The organism is Kangiella aquimarina DSM 16071, assembly GCF_000374105.1.
Classification (GTDB): Bacteria; Pseudomonadota; Gammaproteobacteria; order Enterobacterales; family Kangiellaceae; genus Kangiella; species Kangiella aquimarina.
In genome coordinates this window covers 39,904-66,377 of sequence record NZ_KB893650.1, presented here as the reverse complement: position 1 = coordinate 66,377, position 26,474 = coordinate 39,904, and the positions used below count along the sequence as shown (strand labels likewise).

The 26,474-nt window shown below is 43.7% G+C and carries 28 protein-coding genes and 1 pseudogene; 13 read left to right on the top strand and 16 right to left on the bottom strand.

Annotated features, from left to right (window positions below; genetic code table 11):
* The first annotated feature begins 5 nt into the window (after positions 1 to 5).
* Positions 6 to 653, top strand: coding sequence for a LysE family translocator (locus B158_RS0100345; protein WP_033413759.1), 648 nt, complete (start codon positions 6 to 8; stop codon positions 651 to 653).
* Here B158_RS0100345 and B158_RS0100340 read toward each other — a convergent pair.
* Both B158_RS0100340 and B158_RS0100335 read right to left on the bottom strand, forming a co-directional pair.
* Complete coding sequence (locus B158_RS0100340; RefSeq protein ID WP_018623328.1) at positions 650 to 2,053, bottom strand: ATP-binding protein; 1,404 nt, start codon at positions 2,051 to 2,053, stop codon at positions 650 to 652. The two genes, B158_RS0100345 and B158_RS0100340, sit on opposite strands and share 4 nt — an antisense overlap.
* On the bottom strand, positions 2,034 to 2,732 hold the full coding sequence (locus tag B158_RS0100335; RefSeq protein WP_018623327.1) for a response regulator transcription factor: 699 nt from the start codon (positions 2,730 to 2,732) through the stop codon (positions 2,034 to 2,036). Before B158_RS0100335 ends, B158_RS0100340 begins: the two co-directional genes overlap by 20 nt.
* Before the next feature lie 223 nt (positions 2,733 to 2,955).
* Between B158_RS0100335 and B158_RS0100330 the strand changes: the two genes are divergently transcribed.
* Both B158_RS0100330 and B158_RS0100325 read left to right on the top strand, forming a co-directional pair.
* A complete protein-coding gene (locus B158_RS0100330) occupies positions 2,956 to 3,462 on the top strand; it encodes a Spy/CpxP family protein refolding chaperone (protein ID WP_018623326.1) in 507 nt (168 codons plus the stop codon).
* A gap of 164 nt (positions 3,463 to 3,626) precedes the next feature.
* Complete coding sequence (locus B158_RS0100325; protein ID WP_018623325.1) at positions 3,627 to 4,499, top strand: DUF1853 family protein; 873 nt, start codon at positions 3,627 to 3,629, stop codon at positions 4,497 to 4,499.
* A 64-nt stretch (positions 4,500 to 4,563) separates the two neighbouring features.
* On the opposite strand, the gene acs is transcribed toward B158_RS0100325, so the two are convergent.
* From acs to B158_RS0100270, 11 genes are all read right to left on the bottom strand, one after another.
* The gene (gene acs, locus B158_RS0100320; RefSeq protein ID WP_018623324.1) at positions 4,564 to 6,498 is read right to left on the bottom strand and encodes an acetate--CoA ligase; all 1,935 of its coding nucleotides are present in this window, start codon (positions 6,496 to 6,498) and stop codon (positions 4,564 to 4,566) included.
* 143 nt (positions 6,499 to 6,641) lie between these two features.
* Positions 6,642 to 7,487 carry a pantoate--beta-alanine ligase gene (panC, locus tag B158_RS0100315; protein WP_018623323.1) on the bottom strand — a complete coding sequence of 282 codons (846 nt, stop codon included), beginning with the start codon at positions 7,485 to 7,487 and terminating at the stop codon, positions 6,642 to 6,644.
* 15 nt (positions 7,488 to 7,502) lie between these two features.
* Positions 7,503 to 8,297: a 3-methyl-2-oxobutanoate hydroxymethyltransferase gene (panB, locus tag B158_RS0100310; RefSeq protein ID WP_018623322.1), complete on the bottom strand. Its 795-nt coding sequence runs from the start codon at positions 8,295 to 8,297 to the stop codon at positions 7,503 to 7,505.
* Between the two features lie 14 nt (positions 8,298 to 8,311).
* Positions 8,312 to 8,965, bottom strand: a complete 654-nt coding sequence (locus B158_RS0100305) for a deoxynucleoside kinase (protein ID WP_018623321.1) — start codon at positions 8,963 to 8,965, stop codon at positions 8,312 to 8,314.
* A 39-nt stretch (positions 8,966 to 9,004) separates the two neighbouring features.
* Positions 9,005 to 9,538: a 2-amino-4-hydroxy-6-hydroxymethyldihydropteridine diphosphokinase gene (gene folK, locus B158_RS12780; RefSeq protein ID WP_018623320.1), complete on the bottom strand. Its 534-nt coding sequence runs from the start codon at positions 9,536 to 9,538 to the stop codon at positions 9,005 to 9,007.
* Positions 9,539 to 9,549: 11 nt separating this feature from the next.
* A complete protein-coding gene (gene pcnB / locus B158_RS0100295) occupies positions 9,550 to 10,920 on the bottom strand; it encodes a polynucleotide adenylyltransferase PcnB (RefSeq protein ID WP_018623319.1) in 1,371 nt (456 codons plus the stop codon).
* Between the two features lie 51 nt (positions 10,921 to 10,971).
* On the bottom strand, positions 10,972 to 11,847 hold the full coding sequence (gluQRS, locus tag B158_RS0100290; protein ID WP_018623318.1) for a tRNA glutamyl-Q(34) synthetase GluQRS: 876 nt from the start codon (positions 11,845 to 11,847) through the stop codon (positions 10,972 to 10,974).
* Between the two features lie 59 nt (positions 11,848 to 11,906).
* A complete protein-coding gene (dksA, locus tag B158_RS0100285; RefSeq protein ID WP_018623317.1) occupies positions 11,907 to 12,353 on the bottom strand; it encodes an RNA polymerase-binding protein DksA in 447 nt (148 codons plus the stop codon).
* 213 nt (positions 12,354 to 12,566) lie between these two features.
* Complete coding sequence (gene sfsA / locus B158_RS0100280; protein WP_018623316.1) at positions 12,567 to 13,292, bottom strand: DNA/RNA nuclease SfsA; 726 nt, start codon at positions 13,290 to 13,292, stop codon at positions 12,567 to 12,569.
* A 10-nt stretch (positions 13,293 to 13,302) separates the two neighbouring features.
* Positions 13,303 to 15,984 (bottom strand): sensor domain-containing phosphodiesterase, encoded by a 2,682-nt coding sequence (locus B158_RS0100275; RefSeq protein ID WP_228127047.1) that lies wholly within the window; start codon positions 15,982 to 15,984, stop codon positions 13,303 to 13,305.
* A gap of 160 nt (positions 15,985 to 16,144) precedes the next feature.
* Positions 16,145 to 16,462: a Rieske (2Fe-2S) protein gene (locus B158_RS0100270; protein WP_018623314.1), complete on the bottom strand. Its 318-nt coding sequence runs from the start codon at positions 16,460 to 16,462 to the stop codon at positions 16,145 to 16,147.
* Between the two features lie 102 nt (positions 16,463 to 16,564).
* Between B158_RS0100270 and B158_RS0100265 the strand changes: the two genes are divergently transcribed.
* Positions 16,565 to 17,383 carry an alpha/beta hydrolase gene (locus B158_RS0100265; protein WP_018623313.1) on the top strand — a complete coding sequence of 273 codons (819 nt, stop codon included), beginning with the start codon at positions 16,565 to 16,567 and terminating at the stop codon, positions 17,381 to 17,383.
* Positions 17,384 to 17,425: 42 nt separating this feature from the next.
* Here the strand turns inward: B158_RS0100265 and B158_RS0100260 are convergent, their stop codons facing one another.
* Both B158_RS0100260 and B158_RS0100255 read right to left on the bottom strand, forming a co-directional pair.
* On the bottom strand, positions 17,426 to 17,959 hold the full coding sequence (locus B158_RS0100260; RefSeq protein ID WP_018623312.1) for a DUF2059 domain-containing protein: 534 nt from the start codon (positions 17,957 to 17,959) through the stop codon (positions 17,426 to 17,428).
* Positions 17,960 to 18,006: 47 nt separating this feature from the next.
* Positions 18,007 to 18,576, bottom strand: a complete 570-nt coding sequence (locus B158_RS0100255; RefSeq protein ID WP_156823027.1) for a hypothetical protein — start codon at positions 18,574 to 18,576, stop codon at positions 18,007 to 18,009.
* Positions 18,577 to 18,685: 109 nt separating this feature from the next.
* Here B158_RS0100255 and ribA point away from each other — a divergent pair, with 109 nt between their 5' ends.
* From ribA to B158_RS0100230, 5 genes are all read left to right on the top strand, one after another.
* Positions 18,686 to 19,267 carry a GTP cyclohydrolase II gene (ribA, locus tag B158_RS0100250; RefSeq protein WP_018623310.1) on the top strand — a complete coding sequence of 194 codons (582 nt, stop codon included), beginning with the start codon at positions 18,686 to 18,688 and terminating at the stop codon, positions 19,265 to 19,267.
* A 64-nt stretch (positions 19,268 to 19,331) separates the two neighbouring features.
* A complete protein-coding gene (gene pepB, locus B158_RS0100245) occupies positions 19,332 to 20,600 on the top strand; it encodes an aminopeptidase PepB (RefSeq protein WP_018623309.1) in 1,269 nt (422 codons plus the stop codon).
* A gap of 82 nt (positions 20,601 to 20,682) precedes the next feature.
* On the top strand, positions 20,683 to 21,222 hold the full coding sequence (locus tag B158_RS0100240; RefSeq protein WP_018623308.1) for a GNAT family N-acetyltransferase: 540 nt from the start codon (positions 20,683 to 20,685) through the stop codon (positions 21,220 to 21,222).
* Positions 21,223 to 21,266: 44 nt separating this feature from the next.
* The gene (locus B158_RS0100235) at positions 21,267 to 22,082 is read left to right on the top strand and encodes an SAM-dependent methyltransferase (RefSeq protein ID WP_018623307.1); all 816 of its coding nucleotides are present in this window, start codon (positions 21,267 to 21,269) and stop codon (positions 22,080 to 22,082) included.
* Positions 22,083 to 22,141: 59 nt separating this feature from the next.
* On the top strand, positions 22,142 to 22,345 hold the full coding sequence (locus tag B158_RS0100230) for a hypothetical protein (protein ID WP_018623306.1): 204 nt from the start codon (positions 22,142 to 22,144) through the stop codon (positions 22,343 to 22,345).
* 17 nt (positions 22,346 to 22,362) lie between these two features.
* On the opposite strand, the pseudogene B158_RS13660 reads toward B158_RS0100230, so the two are convergent.
* Positions 22,363 to 22,731, bottom strand: a pseudogene (locus B158_RS13660) (GNAT family N-acetyltransferase); the annotation flags it as partial.
* 411 nt (positions 22,732 to 23,142) lie between these two features.
* On the opposite strand from B158_RS13660, the gene B158_RS0100215 reads away from it, so the two are divergent.
* The 4 genes from B158_RS0100215 to B158_RS0100200 are packed head-to-tail and all read left to right on the top strand — an operon-like array spanning position 23,143 to position 26,471.
* A complete protein-coding gene (locus B158_RS0100215) occupies positions 23,143 to 23,667 on the top strand; it encodes a GNAT family N-acetyltransferase (protein ID WP_018623303.1) in 525 nt (174 codons plus the stop codon).
* Positions 23,668 to 23,697: 30 nt separating this feature from the next.
* On the top strand, positions 23,698 to 24,408 hold the full coding sequence (locus B158_RS0100210; protein ID WP_228127084.1) for an SAM-dependent methyltransferase: 711 nt from the start codon (positions 23,698 to 23,700) through the stop codon (positions 24,406 to 24,408).
* Positions 24,409 to 24,448: 40 nt separating this feature from the next.
* Positions 24,449 to 24,697, top strand: coding sequence for a hypothetical protein (locus B158_RS0100205; RefSeq protein ID WP_018623301.1), 249 nt, complete (start codon positions 24,449 to 24,451; stop codon positions 24,695 to 24,697).
* Positions 24,663 to 26,471, top strand: coding sequence for a tetratricopeptide repeat-containing diguanylate cyclase (locus tag B158_RS0100200; RefSeq protein WP_018623300.1), 1,809 nt, complete (start codon positions 24,663 to 24,665; stop codon positions 26,469 to 26,471). Before B158_RS0100205 ends, B158_RS0100200 begins: the two co-directional genes overlap by 35 nt.
* The last annotated feature ends 3 nt before the right edge of the window (positions 26,472 to 26,474 follow it).

The window sequence follows — 26,474 nt, the reverse complement described above, 5'->3', positions numbered from 1 at the left end:
AAAAAATGCTAAACGAATTAATCACAAACTACTGGCAGGAATTTTTGTTAATGGCATCCGCTCATGCCTTGGCGGTTGCCAGTCCTGGGCCCGATTTCGCCATTGTAATGCGCCAAAGTTTGGTTTTTGGTCGTCGCTTTGCAATTTTAACCAGTATCGGTATTGGCCTGGCGATTTTAGTACATGTTACTTATGCCGTGCTTGGTATAGGTTTATTAATTCGGGATACTCTGTGGCTTTTCACCAGCATTAAGGTCGCAGGCGCGGCTTACCTGCTTTACATAGGCTGGCAGGCAATTCGAGTTCAAAAAGCCGAGGTTAAGGATTTTAAGCCGGTCAGTCGCGATACTATGACCAGCACCAAAGCATTCAGACAGGGCTTTATCACTAATGTGCTAAATCCTAAAGCTACTCTGTTCTTCCTTTCTTTATTTACTACGATTGTCAGTGCAGAAACTCCAATGGCAGTACAGGCTCTTTACGGAATCTGGATGTCTGTTATGACGGGTGCATGGTTTGTCTTCCTGTCGCTCATGTTAACGCAACAGAAAGTACGCCAGTTTTTTGCTAATTTTGGTCACTGGATAGATAGAATTCTGGGAGCGTTCCTGATAATTCTGGCAATTCTGCTGTTGTTTTCAACGGTAAATTAGACGCGAGCTTTGGGTAGCTGTATAACAACGCACAATCCAGAACCTTGCTGGTTGTAAGCAGTAATAGTGCCGCCATTGGCTTCAACGCCTCTTTTGGCAATTGCCAGGCCAAGACCGGCTCCACCTGAAGTTCTCTCTCTGGCATCGGTTGGCCGATAAAAAGCATCAAAAATTTTCTTAAGATGCTCTTCATTGACGCCATGTCCAGAGTCACAAATTTTAATTTCAACACCAAGCTGTGACTCTGAAGTTGCGACAGTGACACAGGTATCGTCAGGAGTGTGTCGAATGGCATTCCTTAGAACATTCTCTATGGCGCGTGCAAGTAGGCTGTAATAACCATTAAAAGCAATATCACCGTCAGTGTGGTAATCCACGGTTTTGTTATGTGCCTCTGCCTCAAACTTAGCATCTTCAACAATCACATCAAGTAAATCGTTGAGCATGAAGTTGGCGCGGTCTTCATTGACGTGGCCTCTTTCAAGGGCAGCCATTTGCAGAAGTTCGCCAATCATTTCATCGAGACGTTCAACTTCAAGTTCTATGCGGTCGATGTGAGTACGAGAATCCGAATTTGCGCTTTTTTGGGCCAGGCTTGCGGCAATCTGCATGCGAGTTAATGGTGAGCGTAGCTCATGTGACACATCGCTGAGTAATCGTTTTTGGGAATGAATAATTCGTTCAATACGCTCAGCCATTAAGTCAAAGTCTTCTGCCAAATCAGCAAATTCATCCTGACGTTTACCTAGATAGCGTTGAGCGCGCGCACTGAGGTCACCGCGAGCGAAAGCCTGCGTAGTCTTTTGTAATTGATGAATTGGGCGAGTCAGGTACCAGGTCAGGGCAATACAAACCAGTGCACTGATACCAAGTGCAATGAGCAAATGCCAGGTTGATATCGAGTGATAAAGATAAGAGACTACGGTGGTGAATTGATGAGGACTTTTTTCACGTAGAAATAGTAAATAGTAATTGCCGCGATTGAAGACAACTTCAGGACCAATGAAGGCCTCATTATCTACAATCACCATGGCCGGTGTATTACGATTGCGATAAAAGGAGCTTAAATGATAGAGAACATCAGGAACTTCTTTTCCGGTAAGATCTTCACCATTTTTATCAATAATAAAGGTGTTGTTGAGATCGTCAGGGACACGGTTAAGCGTAAGTAATCGACCAGTCTGATATTCGTCAATGATTTTGCGTAACTGAATATTGATGGCTGCCTGCCGTAACTGCTTGGCTTCTTCATCAGAAGCCGGGACCAGTTTATTATCTTGACCGGTTAGACTATATAAAAAGATGACACTGGTCAGGGTAATCAGTGTTGCCAGCCAGAACCAGAGAAAAATCTTCCAGAACAGACTGGGGCGAACGAGATTACGAATCCAGGGCAACATACTGATAGCCTACACCGCGAACTGTTTTGATGCGTTCATCGCCTTTTGAATCAGGGCCCAGTTTGCGACGTAAATTACTAATGTGCATGTCAATACTTCGATCATAGGCTTCCAATGTTCGACCAAGACAGCTCTCCGATAAATCATCGCGGCTAACTAAAGTTCCTGCGTTGTTCATTAACAAATAAAGGATATCGAATTCGGTAGCAGTTAGCTTGACGACTTCATTATTCAATAAGACTTCACGTGAAGCGGGATTAATATACACATCACCAAGATGAACTGATTGCAGCTTCTTTTGTTTAGTGCTGTAGACATTTTCTGTGCGTCTCAGGATTGTGCGGATTCGCGCGGTCAGTTCGCGTGGATTACAAGGCTTAGCAATGTAATCATCTGCACCTAATTCCAAACCAACAATTCTGTCAATTTCATCGCCTCGCGCCGTTAACATCAAAATGGGCACCTGAGATTCTTTGCGTACTGTTTTTAAAACATCAAACCCATTCATATTGGGCAGCATCACATCAAGCACCATGAGATCAAAACTGTGATCAAGAATTAATTTGGCAGCGGTTGCACCATCATGCGCGAGAGCAATATCAAAGCCTTCCTGAGTCAGGTATTCCTGAAGGAGTTGGCACAGCTCAATGTCATCATCTGCTAGTAATAGTTTTGGCATAGCTAACCTAACCTATTGGCGTGTAAGGATTTTAGCACGCGCTAGAAAGTGAAAGTGTAAAGTTTGGTCAGTGGCTTTTACAGAAGCTTTACGCAAAAACCGTTATTAATTCAAACTTTTGGAGTTAAAAGAAGTCTATAGTGAGTACTATCAATTTGCAAAAGCATTCTTCCGCGGAAGAATTAAGTTAACAGCAAATCAGGAAATGGGTTAGGAGTAGACTATGTTATTGAATAAATCATTAATGGGATTAGTACTGGCAACATCAGCCTTGATGCTGAGTGTCAGTGCTGATGCAGGAAATCATGAGCGAAGCCATGGTGGAATGCATAAAGAGCATTCCATGCAACAGCATCAGATGATGATGGAGAAGTTAGGTGTTAATGATGAGCAACGAGCGAAAATTGACAAGCTGTACGAGCAGCGAAAGGAAGCCGTCAAAGCTCATCAGGAACAGATGATGGAATTAATGCAGCAACAGCGTCATATGATGCAGCAAGATACTTTGGATAAAGGCAAGTTACAAAGCAATTTGCGTAAGCAGGCCGATATCAGAGCAGAGATGATGGCAGGAAGGCATCAACATTATATGGAAGTACAAAAACTTCTTAACGAAGAACAGCGTGCAAAAATGAAGGAACTGCGTATGGAAATGTACGAGATGCGCAAAGAAATGCGCGAGGATATGCATGAACAGGCTCAAGAGCGGAAAAAGGACAATAAAAAGTAATCGCTAAACGACTCCCCCTTAGTGTTACAGGCTGGTATTTAGCCCCTCAAAAAAATACCAGCTTTTCGACACTAACGTTATTTCAGAACCTCTCTGAAATGTTAGCCACCTTCGGGTGGCTTTTTTTTGTTATCATAAAAGCTACTTCGTGAAGGTCTCATCCAATGCAGGATAAACATCGTATTCAAGCGGATTTAGATTGGCTGATTAACAGCCCTGACTTTTTATCAGTTGCATCAGTCAATGAATTACATAGTGGCAACCTGCTTAACGCTAATCAGTTACTAGTTAACGTAGTGGGTGAGAGCGATTCTTTTAGATTTGAACCCACACACAGGCTAGGCGTATATTTCGAACAGCTTTGGCATCATCTGATTCGTTCTAATCCATCTTATGAACTGATACGTTCAAACCAGCAGGTCATCATCAATAAGCAAACGCTCGGCGAATTCGACTCAATTATAGAGAGTCACCATGCAAAAGAGACTGTGCATTGCGAACTGGCAGTAAAGTTCTATCTGCAAATCGGTAGCGGTGAAGAGATGGCTAACTGGGTTGGGCCTAACCTACGTGATCGTTTTGACCGAAAATTTAAACGCTTGCTCAGTCATCAGCTTGCTCTCTCTAGCAAAGTAGAAGTTAAAGCGTGGTTGGAACAGCAGCAGCTGGTTATAGACCAGTCAGCGTTACTGACACGTGGACGCTTATTCTATGCAATACAAAATTTCTTGAATCAAACCTACACCCATCCTGCAGAAGTTGCGACTGATCATTTGAAAGGATTCTGGGCAACCCATGAGGAGTTTAACAGTTATCGAGAGCAGAATAATTTCGAATGGTATCAGTTGCCACGCATGTACTGGCTCTCGGAGTTGACCGAAAATGATTATCCAGAGGTAAAAAAGTTGGGCCGACTTAATCAGGAGCAATTGGCTACCATTGTGGGCATGCAAAATGGAAAAGAGGTGGTACGAGGCTTCGTTGTTACCGATGAGTGGTTACAAAGAGCCAGACAAAGAGTATTAACTCTGGACTAGGCCTAGCATAAGCGGGATATAGAAGAGCCCTGATGAAACATCAGGGCTTTTTTGAATTGATTTTCTAGTGCAGTCGATTATCAATCAGGTGCTGTACCACTGATGGATCAGCGAGAGTAGAAGTATCACCAATACTATCGACCTGATTCTCGGCGATTTTTCGCAGGATGCGGCGCATAATTTTTCCCGAGCGGGTCTTGGGTAGATCGGGAGCCCATTGAATCTTATCGGGCTTAGCAATCGGGCCTATCTCTTCAGTTATGATATCAATCAGCTGCTGCTTGATTTCGTCATTAAACTCGACACCATTTTTGAAGATGACAAAAGCATAAATTCCTTGTCCTTTGATATCGTGAGGATAGCCAACGACAGCTGACTCTGCGACTAGAGGGTGCAGATCTAATGCATTCTCAACTTCCGCAGTTCCCATACGGTGTCCTGAAACATTTAAAACATCGTCAACGCGACCAGTGATCCAGTAGTAACCATCTTCATCGCGATTGGCACCATCGCCAGTGAAGTAATAGCCTGAATATTGCGAGAAATAGGTCTGGAAGAAGCGATCATGATCACCATAGACTGAACGCATCTGGCCTGGCCATGAATCTTTCATAACCAGATAACCGCTCGCTTTACCGTCAAGTTCATTGCCATCCTGATCAAGAATCGCCGGTTGAACACCAAAGAAAGGACGAGTGGCAGAGCCGGGCTTTAAAGGCGTTGCTCCAGGCAATGGCGAAATCAGAATACCTCCGGTTTCTGTTTGCCACCAAGTATCAACGATAGGGCAGCGCTCGTCACCGACAACTTTGTAATACCATTCCCAAGCTTCGACATTGATCGGCTCACCAACCGAACCCAGCAGACGCAGTGACTTGCGTGATGTGGACTTAACGGCATCATCACCGACGGCCATCAAGGCGCGTATGGCAGTTGGGGCGGTGTAGAAAATATTGACCTTGTGCTTGTCGACCACTTGCCAGAAGCGAGACGGTGTCGGGTAACTGGGTACTCCTTCGAATACCAAGGTGGTTGCACCGTTGGCCAATGGTCCATAAAAAATATAGGAGTGACCAGTAATCCAGCCGGCATCGGCAGTGCACCAGTAGATATCGCCATCGTGATAATCAAAGATATACTTATGGGTCATGGCTACATGCAATAGGTAGCCGCCGCTGGTGTGCAACACTCCTTTCGGTTTTCCGGTCGAACCGGAGGTATACAGAATAAAGAGCGGATCTTCTGCGTCCATGGTTTCCACGGGACACTCTGACTCCATCTCTTTTTTGAGTTCGTTGTAGTCAATGTCGCGCTCAGCATGCCAATCAATATCGGCCAGGCGATGCTTAACCACAAAAACGCTGTGTACGTCAGGACAGTGCTGAAGTGCTTTATCGGTATTGGCTTTAAGAGGAACCGTTTTGCCACCACGAACACCTGCATCAGCTGTGATGACTACGCGGCAATCACTGTCAAGAATACGACTTTTTAAGGCTTCAGGTGAGAAACCACCAAAGACTACTGAGTGTATGGCACCGATACGGGCGCAAGCCAGCATGGCAAAGCCAACTTCAGGAATCATCGGCATATAGATGCAGACACGATCGCCTTTTTTAACACCGCGACTTTTCAGTGCATTAGCCATTTTACAGACTTCGTCATGCAGCTCCTGATAACTGATGTAACGCTGCTGATCCGGCTCATCGCCTTCCCAGATGATGGCGGTATGATCGGCCTTGTCTTTTAAGTGGCGATCAATACAGTTATAACTGACGTTTAATTTGCCGCCTTCAAACCATTTAATCGAAGCAGTTTTGTAATCAACGTTTTTTACCGTTTTCCATGGTTCAAACCAGTCAATAAACTCGTGCGCCATACGCGACCAGAACTTCTCCGGTTCCTGTACCGATTGTTGGTACATGCGCAAATATTTTTCTTCATCAATGTGTGGGGTATGTGTGCTGAATTGTTTTATTGGATAGGTTTTTGAATCAGACATAACTGGCTCCTAATCATTTATCAGACCAGCATAAAACAAAAATCAAAAGCGTTAAAGAGTTAGACAGGAATAGTGGTTATCAGTTGTAATAATTGTAATTAACTATTTGAAACTATGAGCTTTTATAGATGAAACTCAAAACATTAGAGCGATAAAGTAACGTTATCAATCAATCTCACCTTACCCATAAATGCTGCAATCAATATGACCAGCTCCCTATCTTCATTCTCAGCCAGTTCAAGATTATCCTGGCGAGCTATATTGACATAATCAGGTTTGAAGTCCTGCTCTGCTAATCGTTGTGCAGCGGCGTTCTCCAGTGCTCGATAGTCGCGCTCGCCATTATCAATTTGTTGCTTTAGCCAATTTAGGGTCTGGTAGATAAAAGAGGCGTGCTCTTTTTGTTCGTTACTTAAGTAGCCATTGCGTGAACTCATGGCAAGACCATTGACTTCGCGCACTATCGGCGCGCCAATAATCTCAATGTCAAAGTTCAGATCACTGGTCATACGTTTAATAATCGCCAGCTGCTGAAAGTCTTTCTGACCGAAAACAGCGCAATCAGGCCGCACCATATTAAACAGTTTGCTGACAACGGTTGTGACACCATCAAAGTGACCGGGGCGAGATGCGCCACAATGGTTATTGCCTAGTTCGGCGACCTGAACTTTAGTCAGGTTAGGCCAATTTGGATAGACCTCTGCAACCTCAGGTGCAAAGACAATATCGGCGCCTTCCTGTTCCAGCAAAGCCTGATCCTGCTCAAAAGTACGCGGATAAGCGTCGAAGTCTTCATTCGGGCCAAACTGAGTGGGATTAACAAAGATACTGACCACAACAATATCAGCATGCTTCTTGGCAGTTTCAACCAGACTTAAATGTCCGGCATGCAAATTGCCCATGGTTGGGACAAAGCCAATCCGATGACCCATATCACGGTGGGTTTGAATAAGACGACGCAGGGTTTGAACAGAGTTTACAACGATCATTATTGAAGCCAGTCCTTAGTCGAAAGAGTGCTCAGCTGCAGGAAAGTTTTTAGCACGAACTTCATTGTGATACAGCTCGAAGGCTGCCTTGATATCGCCTTTGGCGTCAGCCATGAAGTTGCGCACAAATTTGGCCTGAAAAGGAGAAATTCCGAGCATGTCATGAAGCACCAACACCTGACCATCAACATCGACGCCAGCGCCAATACCCATCACTGGAATGGTCAGACTTTCTGCTATCTGTTTGGCCAGTCCCTGCGGTACACACTCCAGAACAAGCATGCGAGCGCCGGCCTGCTCTAGAGCCTTGGCATCAGCCAGCATTTGTTCAGCCTGTTTCGAATCACGCCCCTGCACCTTAAAACCACCCAGCGCATCCACTGACTGAGGGGTAAGCCCCAAGTGAGCACAGACCGGGATGCCGCGTTGTGTCAGTCCCTCAATAGTGTCATGCAACCAGTCGCCACCTTCCAGCTTAACCATGTGCGCACCAGCCTGCATGATCAGTGCTGCCGTATGGTAGGCCTGCTCTGGTGTGGCGTAACTCATGTAGGGCATATCACCCACAATCAGGCAGCGCTTGTTACCACGAGCGACGCAGGCAATATGGTACTCCATGTCCTCAACGGTCACCGGTACAGTGGTCTTCTGCCCCTGAATGACGTTACCCAGTGAGTCTCCAACCAAAATCATATCGACACCCGCATCTGAAATAACACTGGCAAAAGTGGCATCATAGGCGGTAATGCAGCTGAATTTTTCACCTTGCTGCTTCAGTTGTTCAATATCGCTAATGGTAAGAGTTTTCATGATTCAATCTCGGGTTACGCTGGATGAGGATTAAAGTAGTTACGTCCAGTGGTAGTGCTTTTAATCTGATCGAGTAGCATATTAAAGTCTGCTTCGTTCTCAACCAGGTCAATTCCGGAAGCATTAACAATCAATAAGGGTGACTCATCATAATAATAAAAGAAATCGGTATAGGCATCACAAATGGTTTGCAGATATTCTTTAGTCACAGGATTTTCTGCAACACGGCCACGCTTTTTGATACGGTCCAGTAGCACTGGAACAGAAGCCTGCAGATAAATTACCAGGTCTGGTTTGGGCGCATCAATGGTTAGATTCTGGTACACCTGCTCGTACAGGCGCAATTCATCCTGATCGAGTGTCGAGCGAGCAAACAGTCGATCTTTTTCCATTAAATAGTCAGCTACTCTAACTGGGCTGAACATATCGGATTGACGGACATCCTGTAGCTGGCGTACGCGCTGGAATAAGAAGTAAAGCTGAGTTGGCAGGGCACCCGATTTAGGGTCCTGATAAAACCGCTCAAGAAATGGATTCTCTTCCGCTTCCTCCAGTATCAGATCACTACTCAACACTTCGGACAGTTTGCGAGCAAGCGTGGTTTTGCCCACCCCAATTGGGCCTTCAACCGCTATGAAATTATGTGGAATGGATATGTTTACACTCACTCAAATACTCCTAATTCAGAGGCATTGTTTGGCCCAAGCTTACTCAGAATGCCAATGATGGTTCTTATCATATTTTAAGGCCACTAGATCGTACTGCGGGCAGTTTTCTAATAAGTCTTTAACCAGGCTACCATCGGGAAGCGACATTTCAGGACTTAGTTCTATTAATGGCTTCAGTACAAAATCCCTGTCCTTGATACCGTAATGAGGCAGGGTTAAGCGATCCGTTTGCATGATTGTATGATCGTAGAGCAACAGATCCAAATCTAATGTGCGTGCCCCCCAACGTTGCTCTCGAATTCTTCCCTGTTGATTTTCAATCGCTTGCAGTTGATCGAGCAATTCCAGTGGAGCAAAGCGGGTTGCCAGCTTGGCCACTGCATTGATAAAGGGTGGCTGATCCTGTGGGCCCATAGGAGCACTTCGATACAGGCTGGAGTAACTTAAAAGATAGCTACCGGGTAGTTGATCGAGCGCCAACAATGCTCGTTCAATTTGCTCAATAGGTTGCTGCAAATTGCTGCCAAGACCAATATATGCGATGGAGCGCTTGGTAATCGGGTGACTTTCCATGACAGTCCTGATTAATGACGGTTCTTGCTTGCTTGTTGACGTTTAGGATTGCGCGGTTTGCGACGTCTACGTTTCTTGCCACCACCTGTCTGCTGCAGCATCTGGCGACGGGCGTTAGCGTCAGCATCCTGAAATTTGGTCCACCAATTGGCTAGTTCCAGCTGTCGCGGATCGGACTGCGAACGCAATAACAGGAAATCGTATGCGGCACGGAAACGCGGGTGCTCGAAAATACTCCAGGCCTTTTTGCCATGATGAGCTGGCAGGCGTAGCTGCATACTCCAGATATCACGAATCACCAGCGCGTAACGACGTGGGATAGAGATATGTTGACTTTGCGCGTTGAGAACGCGAGCCATGCTTTTGAAAAAAGCATCATTAAAGTTATTGCCTTTCTGTTGCAGAGCTTCGGTGCTCTCAAGCAAAGGCTGCCACAGCATTACCGCCATCAGGAAGGCTGGATTGACCGTTTGTTCGGTAGCAATACGGGTATCAGTATTTTCCAATGCATCAAGGATCAATTGCTCTGTTTGTTGCGCCTGAGCTGTATCGTCATGCTTGAGCGAACGATCAGTTGCAGGAAAAAGGGCATGGAACAGGCCGTATTCGCGTAGTTTCTCGAACGTCAGTTTGCCAGCACCAGCCAAAAACAGTTTGCGGTATTCTTCCCATAGCCGGGCTGCTGGTACCTGCTCAAGCAGATAAGACAGTTCCGAAACCGGTTTAAGTGTTTTGGGTTCAATCGATAAATCCAGTTTGCAGGCCAGTCGAACCACGCGCAACATGCGAACCGGGTCTTCGCGGTAGCGGGTTTCGGGGTCGCCAATCATGCGTAATTGACGTTTCCTTAAATCCGACAGGCCATCGCAGTAGTCGTATACCGAGAAATCTTTGATATTGTAGTAAAGCGCATTGATGGTGAAGTCACGACGGATGGCGTCTTCTTCAATATCGCCATAAACATTATCGCGCAGAATCATGCCTTCTTTGGCCTGCTGGATGTTGTCATCACAGTGTGCCCGGAAGGTGGCCACTTCGATTACATCACGGCCAAATAAAATATGGGCTAATCGAAAACGGCGACCAACAATACGGCAGTTGCGGAAGAGTTCCTTAACTTGCTCAGGCGTTGCATTGGTCGCGATATCGAAGTCTTTGGGGTGAAGCCCAAGCAATAAGTCGCGCACGCCACCGCCTACCAGAAAGGACTCATAACCAGCATTGCTTAACCGATAAAGAACCTTGAGGGCATTCTCGCTGATATCTTTACGCGAGATCGAATGTTGATCACGTGAGATGATTTGTGTGCGGTTACTCGAGCCGGACGATTCAACGGCCGGGCTGGCAAACCAACGTTTGACGGACTTAATTATTGAACTCATAAAGTGTGAATTTGACAGTATGGGGCGATCATAGCACAAGCGCCTAGCTAATTAATCTAAATAAAGGATTTGTTGTTCTGCGGGGATTTGCTCAAGACGGAAGTGATTAACGGCAAGCTTGAGAATGTTTTCGGGGGAGTCGCCTTGCAGTTCTCTCGCAATCGGATGCCCGAGAAACTCCAATGCCAGGCAAAGTAGGTGCGAAGCTTGCTGGCCATCAATGGCTGGGGCATGGTTTTGTTTGGATAATTTATTGCCATCGGAATTAATGGCCAGTGGCAGGTGATACCAGTCAGGGGGTGAGCTGCTCAATACTTCATATAGTCTTAACTGACGAGGTGTTGAGTCCAGCAAATCGCAACCGCGCACTACATGATCAATACCCTGCTCAATATCATCCACCACAACCGCTAATTGATAGGCAATAAGACCATCTTTACGCCGGATAGTGAAGTCTTCATGATCAATTTCTGGCGAGAAGCGACACGGCCCCTGAATTTTATCGATAAAACTGTAGTCCCCATGGCCATGACGTAATTTAATCGCGACCTCACCAGTAAAACTGAGGTTTTTGTTGGCGCAAATATTGGGATAGAGCCCATTATGGCTGATAGATTTAATTTTTTTGCGGGTACAGTTACAGGCGTAGACCAAATCTTGTGACTTTAATTGCTCAATGATTTCAGAGTAGCGTTCGAGACGTTGACTTTGATACAAAACTGTATCGTCCCAGTGTAAACCAAACGCCTCGAGTTGGCGCAAAATCAAATCGCTGGCACCAGGAACTTCACGCGGCGGATCAATATCTTCGATTCGAACCAGCCATTTGCTGGAACGTGACTTTGCAATCAGATAGCTGCCGACAGCTGCTATCAGCGAGCCGAAATGAAGTGGGCCTGAAGGTGAGGGAGCAAAACGTCCTGCCATAAATGAGACAAGGGATAGATAGATATGAAAAGGGCAGACCAAATGTCTGCCCCGACCAATTAACTACCGTATTGTTTTTCTTTGATTTCTGCGAGAGTTTTGCAGTCAATGCAAAGTTCTGCGGTAGGGCGAGCCTCAAGACGACGAATACCAATTTCGATGCCGCAAGATTCGCAGTAACCGTACTCTTCGTCATCGATCTTGTTTAGTGATTGAATAATTTTCTTCAACAACTTGCGCTCACGATCACGAGTTCGCAATTCAAGAGAAAATTCTTCTTCCTGAGCTGCGCGGTCAACCGGATCCGGGAAGTTTGCTGCTTCGTCTTGCATATGGTGCACAGTACGATCAACTTCTTCCATCAATTGTTTTTTCCATGCCGTCAGAATGTTACGAAAATGCTCATACTGAGCATCATTCATATACTCTTCGCCTTTTTTCTCTTTATAAGGCTTCAGGCCTAATTTCTCGAGGGTGCTATTTGTAGCTGATTGTTTACGTGGCATCTAAGCAACGCTCCATTTCGTATTAAAACCAGGCGCCTCACGGCGCGCACTTGGCAAAAAAAGCAAGCTTCTTAAGGGCTCACTTTGAAAAAGTGAAACAGGGATATTATCCCTATGATTGGCAATTGAAAAGCCTAATCTGTACAAATTACGTTAAAAAAGTGCAAAAAATAAGCTTTTATAACCTAACTTGTTACTTAACCGACTGAAAATTCAGGGAATAATAACGGGTAGTTCGTTACCTAAATATATTTCAGCGGAGCTGATATGGGTGTTATAGGCAATAATTTCAACCCCTGCAGTAGCAGCTTGATCTAATAACTTAGCATATTGCGGGTCAATATGCGCTGCTGGGCTGACTGTCTTGATCCCTGTATGTTGAACAAGAAAGAACAGCACTGCACGATAACCCTGTTCAACCATTACCATCAGTTCACGCAGGTGCTTTTGCCCGCGGGTGCTGACTGCATCAGGAAAGAAACCAGCGCCTGAATTAAACTGTTTTCCCTGCTCCAGAAGAGTGACCGTTTTGATTTCTACATAACAGTCAGGCTTCTTGTTGTCTTCGAGTAACAGGTCAATACGACTTTTCTCATCGCCATACTTAACTTCTTGTCTGACAGAATCATAACCCTTAAGTTGCTTGATTGTGTTTTCAGCAATCCCCTCCATCACAATTTGATTGGCCAGATGAGTGTTAATACAAATCAAATCACCATCAGCAGTTTCATCAATAACCCAGGTGTAACGATATTTACGTTTGGGATTTTCTGAGTCCAGCAACCAGACGGTATCGCCTTCATGCCAGCAGTTTTTCATCGAGCCAGTATTGGGGCAATGAGCCGTAAAGTCACCATGTTCTTTATTGTGAACATCAGCCAGGAATCGTTTGTAGCGTTTTTTTAGCGTTGCTTTTTCAAGCGGTGGAGAGAATTTCATTACAAGAGTATTAGTGACGATTTTGCACCCATTCTATCAGTTCTTTTATTGGTATGGGGCGGCAGAATAAATAGCCCTGCATAAAGTCACATTTATGCTCGCGAAGGTATTGATACTCTTCGTCAGTTTCAACGCCTTCAGCGACCACTTCGATCTTCATTTCAGTGGTCATGCCTAAGATGCCTCGAGTAATTGCAGCGTTATGAGCATTCTGATGAATGTTGCCGGTAAAGGAGCGATCAATCTTGAGTTTATTGACAGGCAGCATATTGAGATAACGCAAACTGGCAAAGCCGCTGCCAAAGTCATCAATCGCCACATCCAACCCAAGATGGCGTAATTCCTGGAGCAGAACTGTAATGTGAGCCGTATCGTGGACTAAGACGTTTTCGGTGATTTCCACAGTGATGTCACCAGGCTGTATGGAGTGTGTTTTTAGGGTCTCGGCAATCTTTTCGATGAAGTCTTCACGATAGAATTGGATCGGTGAGAAGTTTACAGAGACTGAGTTCACACCGAGAGTTTTCAAGTCCTTAACGTCTTTGCAAGCCTGGTTAAGTACCCATTCGCTGATAGGGATAATTTGTCCTGTTCTTTCTGCAACGGGGATAAACTCTGCTGGAGAAATATAGCCTTTAATCGGGTGCTTCCAACGAATTAGAGCCTCAACGCCACCTATTTTATTATCATGACTCATGATCGGTTGATAGAATAATTCAAACTGATTGTTTTGGATGGCGTCCTGCAGTTGTGCTCGAATAGCAACCTGCTGATCAATATTGGTATTCAGTTCAGCGCTGTGCCAATAGATATAGCTGCCACCACGCTTCTTGGCTTCGTACATCGCAATGTCAGCACGCTGAATCAGTTCCATAGGGTGCTTGAAGCTTTCTTCACTGGAGGCAATACCAATTGCTGCTGATAGCGAAACCTCAATATCATCAACTTTGTAGGACTCACCGACTATCGTTAATAGTTTGCGTGCTAACACTTCGACTTGCTCGTGGTCAGTTAGATCCTGAATCACGGCAACAAATTCATCACCACCAAACCTGGCCAACATGTTTGGCTCAACAATTTCGTTATTGAGGCGTTGAGCTGTTTCAACCAGCACCTGATCTCCGAACTCATGTCCTAAGCTATCATTGATTGGCTTAAAACCATCGAGGTCAATAAAGAGAATATAGATATTGTGGGAGTTATCGTTGCTCTTTACCCACTCCATCAAATATCGTTCCAAAGCGGAACGATTCTTAAGGTGGGTTAATGGATCGTGTGAAGCATTGAATTCTAATGCTTCCTGGCGCTGAATTCGCTCGGTAATATCATTCTGCAGACCAATAAAGTGGGTTACTTTTCCGTGAGCATCTTTAACTGGGGAAATCAGCAGCTCGTTCCAGAAAGGAGTACCATCTTTTTTATAGTTCTTTATTACAGTGGAGATTTCCTCATTGTTCTGCAATGCCTTTTTAATAGCTTTTCGTGTTTTTTGGTCGGTATCTGGACCTTGTAACATTCGACAGTTTTTACCCAGTATATCTTCTTGACTATAACCTGTGATTTCTTCAAATGCCTGATTGGCATATATCGTGGGATAATCATCAGCTCGAGCGTCACTGATCAGGAGGCCATGGGTACTTGATTCAACGCTGCGCTCAAGTATTTTCGCTCGTTCTTCATGTTGCTTTTCTCGGGTCATGTCAAGAGCAATGCCGTGAACACCGGTCACTTCACCATCAATAATAATAGGCATATTGGTAATGTGAAGATAATGAATATTTCCCTGCATATCAGGGGTGCAAATTTCGTATCGCTGAGGTATTCCGCGTCTAGCGGCATAAAAATGCTCATTGGTTCTAGCCAGATCTTGCTCAATCACGGCCACGCTATAATGCTGACCAAGTAAATCATCCTGGCTACATTTCATTAATTCACAAGCAGCTTTATTGACACTGGTAAAGCGACCTTCCAGGTCGAAGGTGAATACTGCTTCAGGGTTGTGAGTAAAAAGGGAGCGATTGTGTTGCTCAAATCTTTCGCGCTTTAATCTTTGTTGATGCTGCTCAATGATCAATGCGGCAAGATCACGACTTCGAAGAATGAGGTCAAGCTCACCTTCTTTAGGTGAGCGGGGCTTTCTGAAATAAAGAGCGAAAGTGCCTACTGGTTTTTTACTTTCACTGGAAAAAATAGGATGTGACCAGCAGGCTCTTAAATCGTAGCCATGAATAAGATCATGAAACTCATCAAAGCGACTATCTTTAAGCATGTCATCTACTATTACTGCTTTGCCCGTAGCCGCGGCCGAGCCACAAGCTCCTATATTTTCAGAAATGGGCAAGCCGTCCAGTGCCTGCAAGAAGCTCTGTGGAAGCTGTGGCGAGGCAATAGGTTTGAGAGTTTCTCCAGCATCATCAGCAAGCATTACAGAGCTGAGTGCATCGTCTATCTGACTTTCTATGAGGGAGCAGATGTCGTCAAGCTTGTCTTCAAGAGATTTAAACTTTACGACTGAGTTTAGGGTTCGATATTGGGCATTAAGTAGATTTTTTGTCGCTATGGATTCGTCACTTGCCTTGCGCCATAAGAAAATGGATATAACAAGACCTGCTGCTAGCATCATGATTAATATGAGTGGTAGCCATGATGAAGAGAAGCTAGATGTAAACGCTATGAGTGCGTGTATGCTCAATATATTCCCCTACCATTAACTTTTGTGAATTGTTTCACAAAAAGTAGTATTAAAAATATTGATTAAGATTGCAATAGGGCTGTTACATTTTGCAACGAAACCGCCCCATATTAGAGGTTGTGGAGATAGTCACTTCATTGATTGGGGTGAGGTACCGAGACTATTCTGCCAGATAGACTTTTCCGTTTTCCACTTCCAGTGGAACTTCTCCGAGATGGGCTCCGGCACATGGGCCTGCAACACACTTGCCAGTTTCCGGCTCAAATAAAGCGCCATGAGTAAAGCACATCAGATATTGCTCGTCGTCTGTCATAAACTGGTCATCCTGCCAATTCAAATCAGTACCGGCATGTGGGCAGCGATTGACGTAACCATAAACATTGAGCCCTCGACGCACCACGATCAAATCGCGATCTTTGTAGGGAAAGGCTTTGGCCTGGCCGTCTTTAATGTCGGTAACTAAGCAAATGTGTGACATACTAGTATTACTCTAAGCGTTAAAAAATGATTGGGCTCTGTTAGAATGATTTGATTCTAACAGTATAAAAAACAGACGCAATAAAAAGCTTATTGGAGCTCTATGACAACCTTACTCTGGTTCATTACAATCCCTCTTGTTACCTACCTTCTGTATCTGCTTGCTTTCTACTTTATTCAGCACAGAATGTTATTCCCAGTACATGAACTACCACCTTCTGATCCTGCTTTGATAGAAGATGCCGGTGGTGAGATTCATCGTCTTGAATTTTCCCAGGGAGAATTTGAGGTTGCTTATTTGCCACCACTACAAAATTTTAAGCAGCCTTTTCCGGTACTAATGGTGGCGCATGGCAATGGTAATATCATCGACGACTGGGCGCCGCGTGTTGATTACATGCGAGAGCATGGTTATGCCGTGGTGCTGGTGGAGTATCCGGGTTATGGGCGCTGTGATGGAAGCCCCAGCTTTGACAGTATTTCAGAAACCATGAATCTGGCCTATGAGTGGGTAGAAAAGCAGGAACAGCTTGATAAAAATCGGATTGTTCTGTTGGGGCGTTCGATGGGCGGGGGAGCGGTGCTGACCCTGGTACCAAAGCATAACCCGATTGCCATTGTCCTGATGTCCACATACTCAAGTATTGTGGATCTTGCCTACAAACGCCTGCTACCCGCTTTTCTGGTTCAGCATCCGTTTGACAACGTGAAGGCGCTATCGGAATACAAGGGGATGGTCTATCTGATTCACGGAAAGGCAGATAAAACTGTGCCAATTGATGCTTTAAATAAGTTGCTGACAGTTAGGGAAGATGCCACGCATAAAGTGTATGAGACTGCACATGCGGATACACCTGGGGATTGGGACGAGTTCTGGAAGGAGTTGGAGCAGTTCTTAAAATCAGTAGTTTTTAAAGAATAAAAAAAGCCGGGTAACCCCGGCTTTTAAAAGTTGCGATGATGACTACTGTCCCATAGCGCAATCCAGACCAAGCTGCATACCCATTTCCATACCGGCTGCTTCCGCATCTGCGACCAGTTGTTCGTTGCCAAGGCTTAGAATATCGTTTTCATACTGTGAGTAAACGTTCATGTCTTCAGCAGTCATGTTTGGCATTGGAAGGTCTTCACCTGTCTGAATGCGAACAATGATACCGAATTTTTTGCCGGTTTCAGTTTTGAAAAATTCACTCAGTCTGACCGCCGTATTATGATCGAGATTTGATGTATAGACAGGAATAAACATGTCATACAACATTTCATCAGTCAGATTATCATTAACGCAATTAGCAAACTCGTCGGTGATATCGCCTGATGTATCCTGCGCGAATGAGCTCATCATGGCTCGGCGAGTAATATTGGGAGTATCTATAGCATCCAATATATCGATAACGGCCTGAGTATGAGCATCATCAGATTGACCTCGGTCATTAGCAAATGATGCCGTCGAAGTTACAATAGAAAATAGAAGCAAAGCCAGAGTTTGAGTAAGTTTCATAAAGTGTCCCCTGTAAAGGTATTAATATTTAATATTAGAGCAGAAAACTAAATTGATCCTGTGGCAGCACACTGCAGCCCCATTTGTATTCCAAGGTTATAGCCTGCAACCCTTGCCTGCTCTTGCAGCTCGGGCTTTTTCAGCTCTTCAAGAAGAGGGCGATACTTTGCCATGGCAAGGACATCATCTTGCGTGATGCTGGGCTGAGGTAAGGACTCTCCGAGCTTAATCTTGAGAATGGTCGATATTTTCTGACCAGTGGTTCCGGTATAAAACTCGGCTAATTTAATAGCGCTTTCCTGGTCAATGTTATTTTTATAAACGGGGAGCATTAGAGCGTATACTTGATTGTCAGTCAGTTGCTCATTAATGCATTGAATGTATTCTGGAGATAGGTTTTGAGTTTCATCTTCAGCCAGTTTTTTGTTCATGGCAACGCGGGCAATCTGTGGAATACTCATTACTCTAAGGATATCAATAATGGCCTGAGAGTGAGGGTCCTGAGGTAATTCAATAGAATCGTTATATGAGTTTGAAAAATTGGTATCGCTCTGGTTTTGAGTGGTAGCGCAAGCAGTCAGAAAAAAGCTGACCAAAAATAAATATTTTAATTTCACTGTATTTTCATCCTTTATAGTCGACATAACATATTATCATGCTGTTTCTGCTTTGAACATGGTGTAAAATGGCGGTTTCATTCAATTAAATACCCCGGAAGACGGTTTAATGACGCATAAAGATAGCCTGAGCGCACGCTTACCCACCCCTTGGGGCGATTTCACGATCCATGCGCTTGAGGCTGAAGATGGTAAAGAGCATGTTGCACTGACATTTGGCGAATGGGAAACCAAGCAGCCAGTGTTAGCGCGTATTCACTCTGAGTGTTTAACCGGTGACGCTCTATTCAGCCTGCGCTGTGACTGTGGTTTTCAGTTAAAAGCGGCGTTGCAGAAAATCGCGGAAGAGGGCGCAGGTGTCTTGTTATATTTGCGTCAGGAAGGTCGTGGTATTGGTTTGACCAATAAGATTCGTGCCTATTCTCTGCAAGATCAGGGTATGGACACAGTACAGGCTAATGAGCATTTAGGCTTTGGTGCTGATGAACGCGACTTTAAGGTTGCTTCAGATGCGCTGGATAAGTTGGGTATACAGAAAATTCGTTTGATGACCAATAACCCGCGTAAGGTCAGCTCGATGATAGATGCTGGCATTGATGTGGTAGAGCGGGTTCCACTCAAATATGGTCATAACCCTCATAACGAAGATTACCTTTCAACTAAGCAATCGAAACTGGGGCATTTGTTCTAGACGCTTCCTTTAGCTACTGCTAACAGCCAGTGTCACTAGACAAACAACTTAATTAAGGATTGGTATGACTTTAAAAGTTTTGTTATCAACAGATAGCGCGCCGGCGCAATGGGGCGAAGGTGCATTATTAAGCTACAAAGAAGATGCAGTAACCATTCACGCGGAAGGTTCTGACCTGGTACAAATGGCAGCCCGTAAACTGGTCAGTCAGGGACTTTCTTTCTTCACTCTTGAAGGCGAGTGGGAGCTTGAGCAGCAATGGGCTTTTTTCCAGGGTGCTTATGATCCAAAAATTGATGTCCAGATCGATTTTGCTGAGCTGTCTGATGATGACAATAAAGAACTTGAAGCACGTATGCAGGTCAGCCGCTGGATGCGCTCCATGGTTAATGAGACCCCAGAAGTGCTAGCTCCACAGGTTCTGGCACAGGAAGCTGCCGACTTTATTCAAAGTCTGGCACCTGACAATGTGCGCTATCAAATTGTCTCCGGTCAGGATCTTGAAAAGCAAGGTCATGTAGGAACCTGGGAAGTAGGACGTGGCAGCACCCGACCACCAGCAATCCTTAAGCTTGAGTTTGATCCTAAGAACGACAGTTCGGCTCCTGTGGCGGCATTAGTCGGTAAAGGCATTACTTTTGACAGCGGCGGTTACAGTATTAAGCAAAGTGCCGGCATGCTGCACATGAAAGCAGATATGGGTGGTGCAGCGACGGTCACCGCTGGTTTGGCGTTAGCTATTTTGCGTGGTCTTGATAAGCCGGTTCATCTGTATCTTTGCTGTGCGGAAAACTTGATCAGTGGTCATGCTTACAAGCTGGGTGACATCATTACATACCCTAACGGTATTTCGGTTGAGATTCATAACACCGATGCGGAAGGTCGATTGGTTCTGGCGGATGGCTTATTGCTAGCCGGTCAAACTGGCGCGCCTCTGATTATTGATGCAGCAACGCTTACTGGTGCAGCCGTTACCGCCGTCGGCGAAGACTATAATGCCGTGTTCGCTCTTGACGATGAAGAGCGCAATGACTATCTAAATGTCGCAAAAAGTGAAAATGAGCGTCACTGGCCATTACCTTTGGAGCCGTTCCATGCAGCTAAATGCCCATCCAATTTTGCTGACACAGCTAACAGCCGCGCTGTCAAAGGTGGTGGCCCGGGTGGTGCCAGCAATGCCGCTGGCTTCCTGTCACGCTTTGTGCCGAATGATGGCAAAGGCTGGATTCATGTTGATCTTGCTGGAGCCTATAACGACAATCCAACCGCCTATTTCTCAGCAGGCGGAACCGGTCATGGTTTTAGAACCATCGCCGCCAAATTGTTGAAATAAACTAAATTGTGTTTGGGAAAAAGGGAGCCATTGGCTCCCTTTTTTGTGCTAGGCTATATCAAACAATAAATTAACCATCCGAATGTTCGAGTCATTAGAAAAGTTCGAGAGCAGAGATTTAAAGTACCGATTTCTTGAAGATGTAGATAAATCATTTTTTGTAAGTCTCTATTCAAACCCTGAAGTTATGAGATACATATGCCGTCCTTTTTCACAAGAAGAGGCGGAGGAGCTATTTGAAGATAAAATTAGTGAGCGAGCTAAAGATGAAAAAAAGAGATATATTTGGTTTGTAGAGAATGCAATTGAGCCTCTTGGGTTTGTAGGTTTGACAAAGGTAGATAGCTTATGGGAAATAGGAGCAGTTTTATCTTTACCTAGCATAGGAAAAGGTTATGGAACCAAAATTATGTCGGACTTGTTAACAAATGTTTTTGACCATTACCCCCTCCAAAAAGTATTAGGAACAATTCCAGCAAGAAATATCCCTTGTCAAAAATCTGTTCTAAAATTAGGGTTTGAGTATGCTGGCAACACTAAAGACCAGCATAATCAAATTTGGTATTTAGAAAGAGCGAAATTCAAAAAAATGATATCTGTAAATAATGCAATAAAGCTTTAACGCTCGCTGTTTACAGTGTGTTTTTATAAAGGGGGTAGGAGATAATGAGAGAGGAAACTAGCAGAGGCTCTTTAGTTTGCGTGGGAACAGGTATCCAATTGGCGGGGCAAATTACGCTTATAGCAAAAAGCTACATTGAAGAGGCTGATATTGTATTCGGTGTTTTGCCAGATCCAATTGCAGAGAGCTGGATTAGTGAGCTGAATTCTAACTTTGTAAGTTTGCAAAACTTATATTCAGAGGATAGGTCGAGAAAAGAAACATATAAAGATATGGTCTCGGCTATCGTCAATGAAGTAAAGTCGGGGAAAAAAGTAGTTGGTGCTTTTTATGGACATCCAGGAGTATTTGCATGGGCACCTCATGAAGCTATCAGGCAATTACAAGCACTAGGTTATGATGCTTTTATGGAGCCTGGTATATCAGCAGAAGACTGTTTATTTGCTGATTTAGGGATAGATCCAGGGGCGAGCGGTTGTCAGGGTTACGAGACCACTCAATTCCTATTTTATAAGCATGACTTAGACTTATATTCATATGTGATTTTGTGGCAAATTGGTCTTGCAGGAGAGTGGACACTACAATCTTTTAGTACCTCAAGAAGCAACCTTGAAAAAACTGTGTCCTATTTGAACCGCTGGTATCCATTATCTCACGAAGTGATTATATATGAGGCTCCGTTTTTACCTACCCAAGAAGCAAGAATTGAACGATTCCCGCTAAGTAGCTTACCAGATAAAGAATTAAGTATGAGTAGCACAATGGTTATACCTCCCTTGCATAAATTAGAGTTGGATGAAGAGGGCTTAAAACACTTCGGATTGACCGTAGAGAGCTACAAAAATACTACAGAGTGTTAATTGACAACCTGTCACTTACATATAGTATTAATGACTGGTTATAAAAAAGAGAGGATAAAATGGATACTAAAATTGTAAAGATGTTAACTGATTTAGCGACTAACTCTGAGCTAAAAAGAGTTTATAAAAATAACCCAGAAGCAGTACTTGAGCTATATGGTGTTACTGAAGAACAAGAAATGCAAAGTTGCTCTAAGCTATTACTGCTAGAGCCAACAAATGGCCAAGATCATAAGCTTTTACTGCTTACACCTGAAGCCTAATAATATTTACCTCTGAGTTATTTAAATAGCTCAGAGGTAAACTGTTTCCTGAAATCTGTTTCAATTAATGTATATAGAGGTGTATCTATATACTGTCCATCTATGAACCAATTATCTCTTAAAACTGCTTCCTTCTGATAACCTGCATTTAACAGCATATTTATTGACTTAGTATTTCCGGGGACTGGTGGGCCTAGAAGTTTATGATAGCCCAGTGAGTTAAAACAAAAAGCACTTAAAGCAATAAGTATTTCTGTTCCGAAGCCCTTAGACTGGTACTGTGTAAGTAACATTACTCCTATATGTCCTTGCTTAGTATAACTATCCGAAGTTTTTACACCGCAAAGACCGATTTTATGGCCAGTTTTCTTACAATGGATAACAAAATTAAGTAATTTACCTGATTGAAAGGACCATTATACAAGGCTTGCCTGATAAAGTTTTGTGACCTCTTCATATGAAAGAGGTGGTGCAACATACTTCATAAGTTCTGCGTTAGTGTATATTTTCGTAAATAAATCTCCATCATCAGTAGATGTTGGTTTATAGTCGAAATGCTTACTTTCAAATTGTAACGCCATCAAGAGGGTGTCTAATCTGGTCTATAGGATAGGCTGCAAACTTTATGGTACAGCCGTAAAAATGTAAATAGTTTTTCTGAAGCAAGCATTGTTTATGTAAAAGTTTGTTTATGTTCAGATAGTGACCGAATTAAACATAATAAAGTGGTGGTTATTCAAACAGTTGATGGGTATTATCAGGAGTGTTTGGGGAAATAAGAACTATACACGTAGCCAATGGTTAGTAGCGAAAGTAGCATTGCATCATTTGAAAGCACCCAGTTACGTATGAGGTTAGTCACCGAGTCCGATCAGCAGTTTTATGTTTCACTGTTTACAGACTCGGAGACGATGCAACATATTGGTGATGCTTTGAGTGATAACCAGGCTATGGAAAGATTCAAAAAGGACATAGCTGCTTCAGGTCAGAATCCATCAAACAGCATGTTGTGGGTTATCATAAACAAAACACAGAATATAAAGCTGGGTTTAATAGGAATTAGCCAAAGAAGTATTTTTAATGGTAACTGGGAGCTGGGGGTTATTTTAGCAAAACAGGCTGTCGCCCGGGGAATTGCAAAAGAAGCTATTAGGGGTTTAACGAAAGATATTTTAAACCAGCTGCAAATCGATGAGTTATATGGCCGTATAAAACATAAAAACGATATCAGTATCAACATGGTCAAAAGTATGGGATTCGAGAATTATAAGAATGATGATGACTATGGCTACTGGGTGTTTGAGAATAAGAATTGGGGATGAGTTTTGAATAAGAAAGGTAGGCTGGTTTGTGTGGGAACGGGAATAAAGCTCATGGTGCACATGACACCCATTTCAAAACAGCAAATTGAGCAGGCAGATATTGTATTCATGGCCGTTGCAAGTAGCTTGATGGGAAGCTGGATAAAGGAGCTTAACCCCAATATTCATGACTTAGGGCAATATTATGAGCAGGGCAAGTCACGTCTCGAAACCTATAAACAAATGATTGCTGCAATTATGCAGGAAGTTAGAGCCGGCAAAAATGTCTGTGCGGCTTTTTACGGACATCCAGGGGTATTTGCACTTGCTCCCCATCGAGTTATTGAAACAGCTAGAAAAGAAGGCTTTGAAGCTCATATGGAGCCGGGAATATCGGCAGAAGACTGCCTATATGCTGATTTAGCTATTGACCCCGGCAAGTTCGGCTGTCAGCATTATGAAACAACGCAGTATATGATTCATAATAAGAATATTGAGCCAAGTGCGTATTTAATACTTTGGCAGATAGGGATTGCAGGGGATCAGGAACTCACTCAATTTGAGACAACAAAAGAAAAGCTAGAAGCACTTAAAAAGAAACTGACTGCAATTTACCCTGAAAGCCATGAAGTTATTCTTTATGAATCAGCAGCAGTATTATTTAAAGAATCAAGAATAGAAAAATTACAATTACAACAATTAGCAAATGTTGAGACCAGCCTGGAAACAACGCTTGTCATACCACCAGTAAGGAATAAATGATTGTAACTAATGGTCTTATCAACACTTAAAGGAGATTAAAATGAGCCACAATTTACAACTTATCGAAACTATTGCTAACCTTACTTCAGAACAGTCACAATCAGTTTCTGAATTAACGGCTTTGGGCTTTGAGCAAGAACTAGCAGAAGCAATTGCACAAAGAGATATTACTAAACTGGAAAGTTTATTAGGGGCTAATACCAATGTTGCAGTGATTTTAGCACCTGCAGAAGATGATGAGGACACTTCAGAGGATGACTCCAGGGAAGAAGAAATTAAAATCGCGTAGCATCACACGTTCGATTTCAAAATTTTCCATAATTCTTGTCGGTATTCTCGGTGGTTTATTAAAGGCCACTGAGATTACTTATATTGAAGAACTGAAAATTGCTAACCACTTACGAACTACAAATCCTCAGCAGTTCCTCGAGCAGATAGATTATGTCGCAGGGCTTCAGTTGCCCGATGAAGAAAATGAAGCACTAAGAAATTATTTATTAGGATATGCAGCAGCATTAAAAGGGAACTCAGAACAGGCAATTGGATATTATCATAAGGTCATTGCCAGTAGAGCCCATAACCCATTAGTCATTAGAACCAAGTTAGCCTTGGCCAACTTGCAAGTGCTAAATAAGGACTATGCTGCGGCGCTTGAGCTGATAAAAAATGTGCTGGCTAGCGCTAATGATCAAGAAGACTCACTACGTAATCATATCTATCAGGTGGCAGCTATTGTTTATAATGAAGTAGGTCAGTACGAGCTGGCAGAGCAGACTTTAAGTCATTTAACTCAGATTGATGATACTGTTGCGGGCTTAAAAGACAAATGCTTGCTTGCTGCTGTAAAGGCTCAAACCTGGTATGAACTATCTAAAATAGATGCGCAAGAAGCTGACTTTCTCGAGTATTCGTATCAAAACTGTTCTGAAAAGGAACCGGTCTACGCCCTCTCTGCAAAGTTTTACTGGTTAGCAGACATGATCAGAAGTGGGGAATATAAAGAGGCTAGTGAAGAAATAAATAGTCAGCTAAAAGTTGTTGAGGAATTGGGATACAGTTATCTAACAACAGGGTACTACACTTTAAATGCTTTAAGTTTGAGTGCCCTTGGGGACCGCTCAGCAGCTCAACTTTATGCTAACAAGGCAATTGAAACCGCTGAAAAAAATAACAGAGATACGGTAACAACCTGGCTATTAGAAGCATATTATCTAAACTCTCAGTTGCTAAAAGAAAGAGGTCAGCTGGATCAGGCCTTAGAGTTTCTGGAAGAGTATTTGGTGAAAATTAACCGATATAAGAATGATCAATCATCGAAACAGTTGGCATACCAGTTAGTCGAGCATGAGACAGAAAGCAAGCAGCAAAAAATTGAGCAATTAAATCAACAAAACCTTTTACTTAAATTAGAACAGGACTTGGCTAAGAAAGAAGCGGTTAATAATCGTCTGGTTCTGGCTTTGGCTCTGGTTTTACTTGGAACGCTTGCTTTCTGGACTTATCGCATAAAGAGAAATCAAATTCGTTTACGCAAACAATCGCAAACTGATCAATTAACCGGTCTCAGTTCGCGTCACCACTTTTATGAAACGGCAAAAGCGATCCTGCAGAGAAGTGAGCAGGAAAAGCAGGATGTTGGTTTTATACTATTCGACATGGACTATTTTAAATCCATTAATGATAAGTATGGTCACCTGGTGGGCGATTGGGTATTACAGAAAACCGCTGAAGTGGTCAAAACCAGTTGTCGGCAGAATGATCTTGCGGGTCGTTTGGGTGGTGAAGAGTTTGCGATTTTCCTGCCGGCCTGTAATCTGAAAAAAGCTCAGCAACTGGCAGAAATTTGCCGTAAAGCAATCTCGCAGGTAGATACAACAGAAACCGGTTATCGGTTTGATATTTCAGCCAGCTTTGGGGTCACCAGCACGCAATTATCCGGTTATGATTTGATGGAATTAATTGCCGATGCCGACAAGGCTATGTACAGCGCTAAAAGCAAAGGTCGTAACCAAATTGTGGTGGTGGATAGCTTTGTTAAAGAGTTTGAGCAGTTGATATCTTGATGT

Bases quoted from the DNA above. Each gene is read 5' to 3' on its own strand.
- B158_RS0100345 (WP_033413759.1), top strand. From the start codon at position 6: ATGCTAAACGAATTAATCACAAACTACTGGCAGGAATTTTTGTTAATG.
- B158_RS0100340 (WP_018623328.1), bottom strand. From the start codon at position 2,053: ATGTTGCCCTGGATTCGTAATCTCGTTCGCCCCAGTCTGTTCTGGAAG.
- B158_RS0100335 (WP_018623327.1), bottom strand. From the start codon at position 2,732: ATGCCAAAACTATTACTAGCAGATGATGACATTGAGCTGTGCCAACTC.
- B158_RS0100330 (WP_018623326.1), top strand. From the start codon at position 2,956: ATGTTATTGAATAAATCATTAATGGGATTAGTACTGGCAACATCAGCC.
- B158_RS0100325 (WP_018623325.1), top strand. From the start codon at position 3,627: ATGCAGGATAAACATCGTATTCAAGCGGATTTAGATTGGCTGATTAAC.
- acs (WP_018623324.1), bottom strand. From the start codon at position 6,498: ATGTCTGATTCAAAAACCTATCCAATAAAACAATTCAGCACACATACC.
- panC (WP_018623323.1), bottom strand. From the start codon at position 7,487: ATGATCGTTGTAAACTCTGTTCAAACCCTGCGTCGTCTTATTCAAACC.
- panB (WP_018623322.1), bottom strand. From the start codon at position 8,297: ATGAAAACTCTTACCATTAGCGATATTGAACAACTGAAGCAGCAAGGT.
- folK (WP_018623320.1), bottom strand. From the start codon at position 9,538: ATGGAAAGTCACCCGATTACCAAGCGCTCCATCGCATATATTGGTCTT.
- pcnB (WP_018623319.1), bottom strand. From the start codon at position 10,920: ATGAGTTCAATAATTAAGTCCGTCAAACGTTGGTTTGCCAGCCCGGCC.
- gluQRS (WP_018623318.1), bottom strand. From the start codon at position 11,847: ATGGCAGGACGTTTTGCTCCCTCACCTTCAGGCCCACTTCATTTCGGC.
- dksA (WP_018623317.1), bottom strand. From the start codon at position 12,353: ATGCCACGTAAACAATCAGCTACAAATAGCACCCTCGAGAAATTAGGC.
- sfsA (WP_018623316.1), bottom strand. From the start codon at position 13,292: ATGAAATTCTCTCCACCGCTTGAAAAAGCAACGCTAAAAAAACGCTAC.
- B158_RS0100270 (WP_018623314.1), bottom strand. From the start codon at position 16,462: ATGTCACACATTTGCTTAGTTACCGACATTAAAGACGGCCAGGCCAAA.
- B158_RS0100265 (WP_018623313.1), top strand. From the start codon at position 16,565: ATGACAACCTTACTCTGGTTCATTACAATCCCTCTTGTTACCTACCTT.
- B158_RS0100260 (WP_018623312.1), bottom strand. From the start codon at position 17,959: ATGAAACTTACTCAAACTCTGGCTTTGCTTCTATTTTCTATTGTAACT.
- ribA (WP_018623310.1), top strand. From the start codon at position 18,686: ATGACGCATAAAGATAGCCTGAGCGCACGCTTACCCACCCCTTGGGGC.
- pepB (WP_018623309.1), top strand. From the start codon at position 19,332: ATGACTTTAAAAGTTTTGTTATCAACAGATAGCGCGCCGGCGCAATGG.
- B158_RS0100240 (WP_018623308.1), top strand. From the start codon at position 20,683: ATGTTCGAGTCATTAGAAAAGTTCGAGAGCAGAGATTTAAAGTACCGA.
- B158_RS0100235 (WP_018623307.1), top strand. From the start codon at position 21,267: ATGAGAGAGGAAACTAGCAGAGGCTCTTTAGTTTGCGTGGGAACAGGT.
- B158_RS0100230 (WP_018623306.1), top strand. From the start codon at position 22,142: ATGGATACTAAAATTGTAAAGATGTTAACTGATTTAGCGACTAACTCT.
- B158_RS0100215 (WP_018623303.1), top strand. From the start codon at position 23,143: ATGGTTAGTAGCGAAAGTAGCATTGCATCATTTGAAAGCACCCAGTTA.
- B158_RS0100205 (WP_018623301.1), top strand. From the start codon at position 24,449: ATGAGCCACAATTTACAACTTATCGAAACTATTGCTAACCTTACTTCA.
- B158_RS0100200 (WP_018623300.1), top strand. From the start codon at position 24,663: ATGACTCCAGGGAAGAAGAAATTAAAATCGCGTAGCATCACACGTTCG.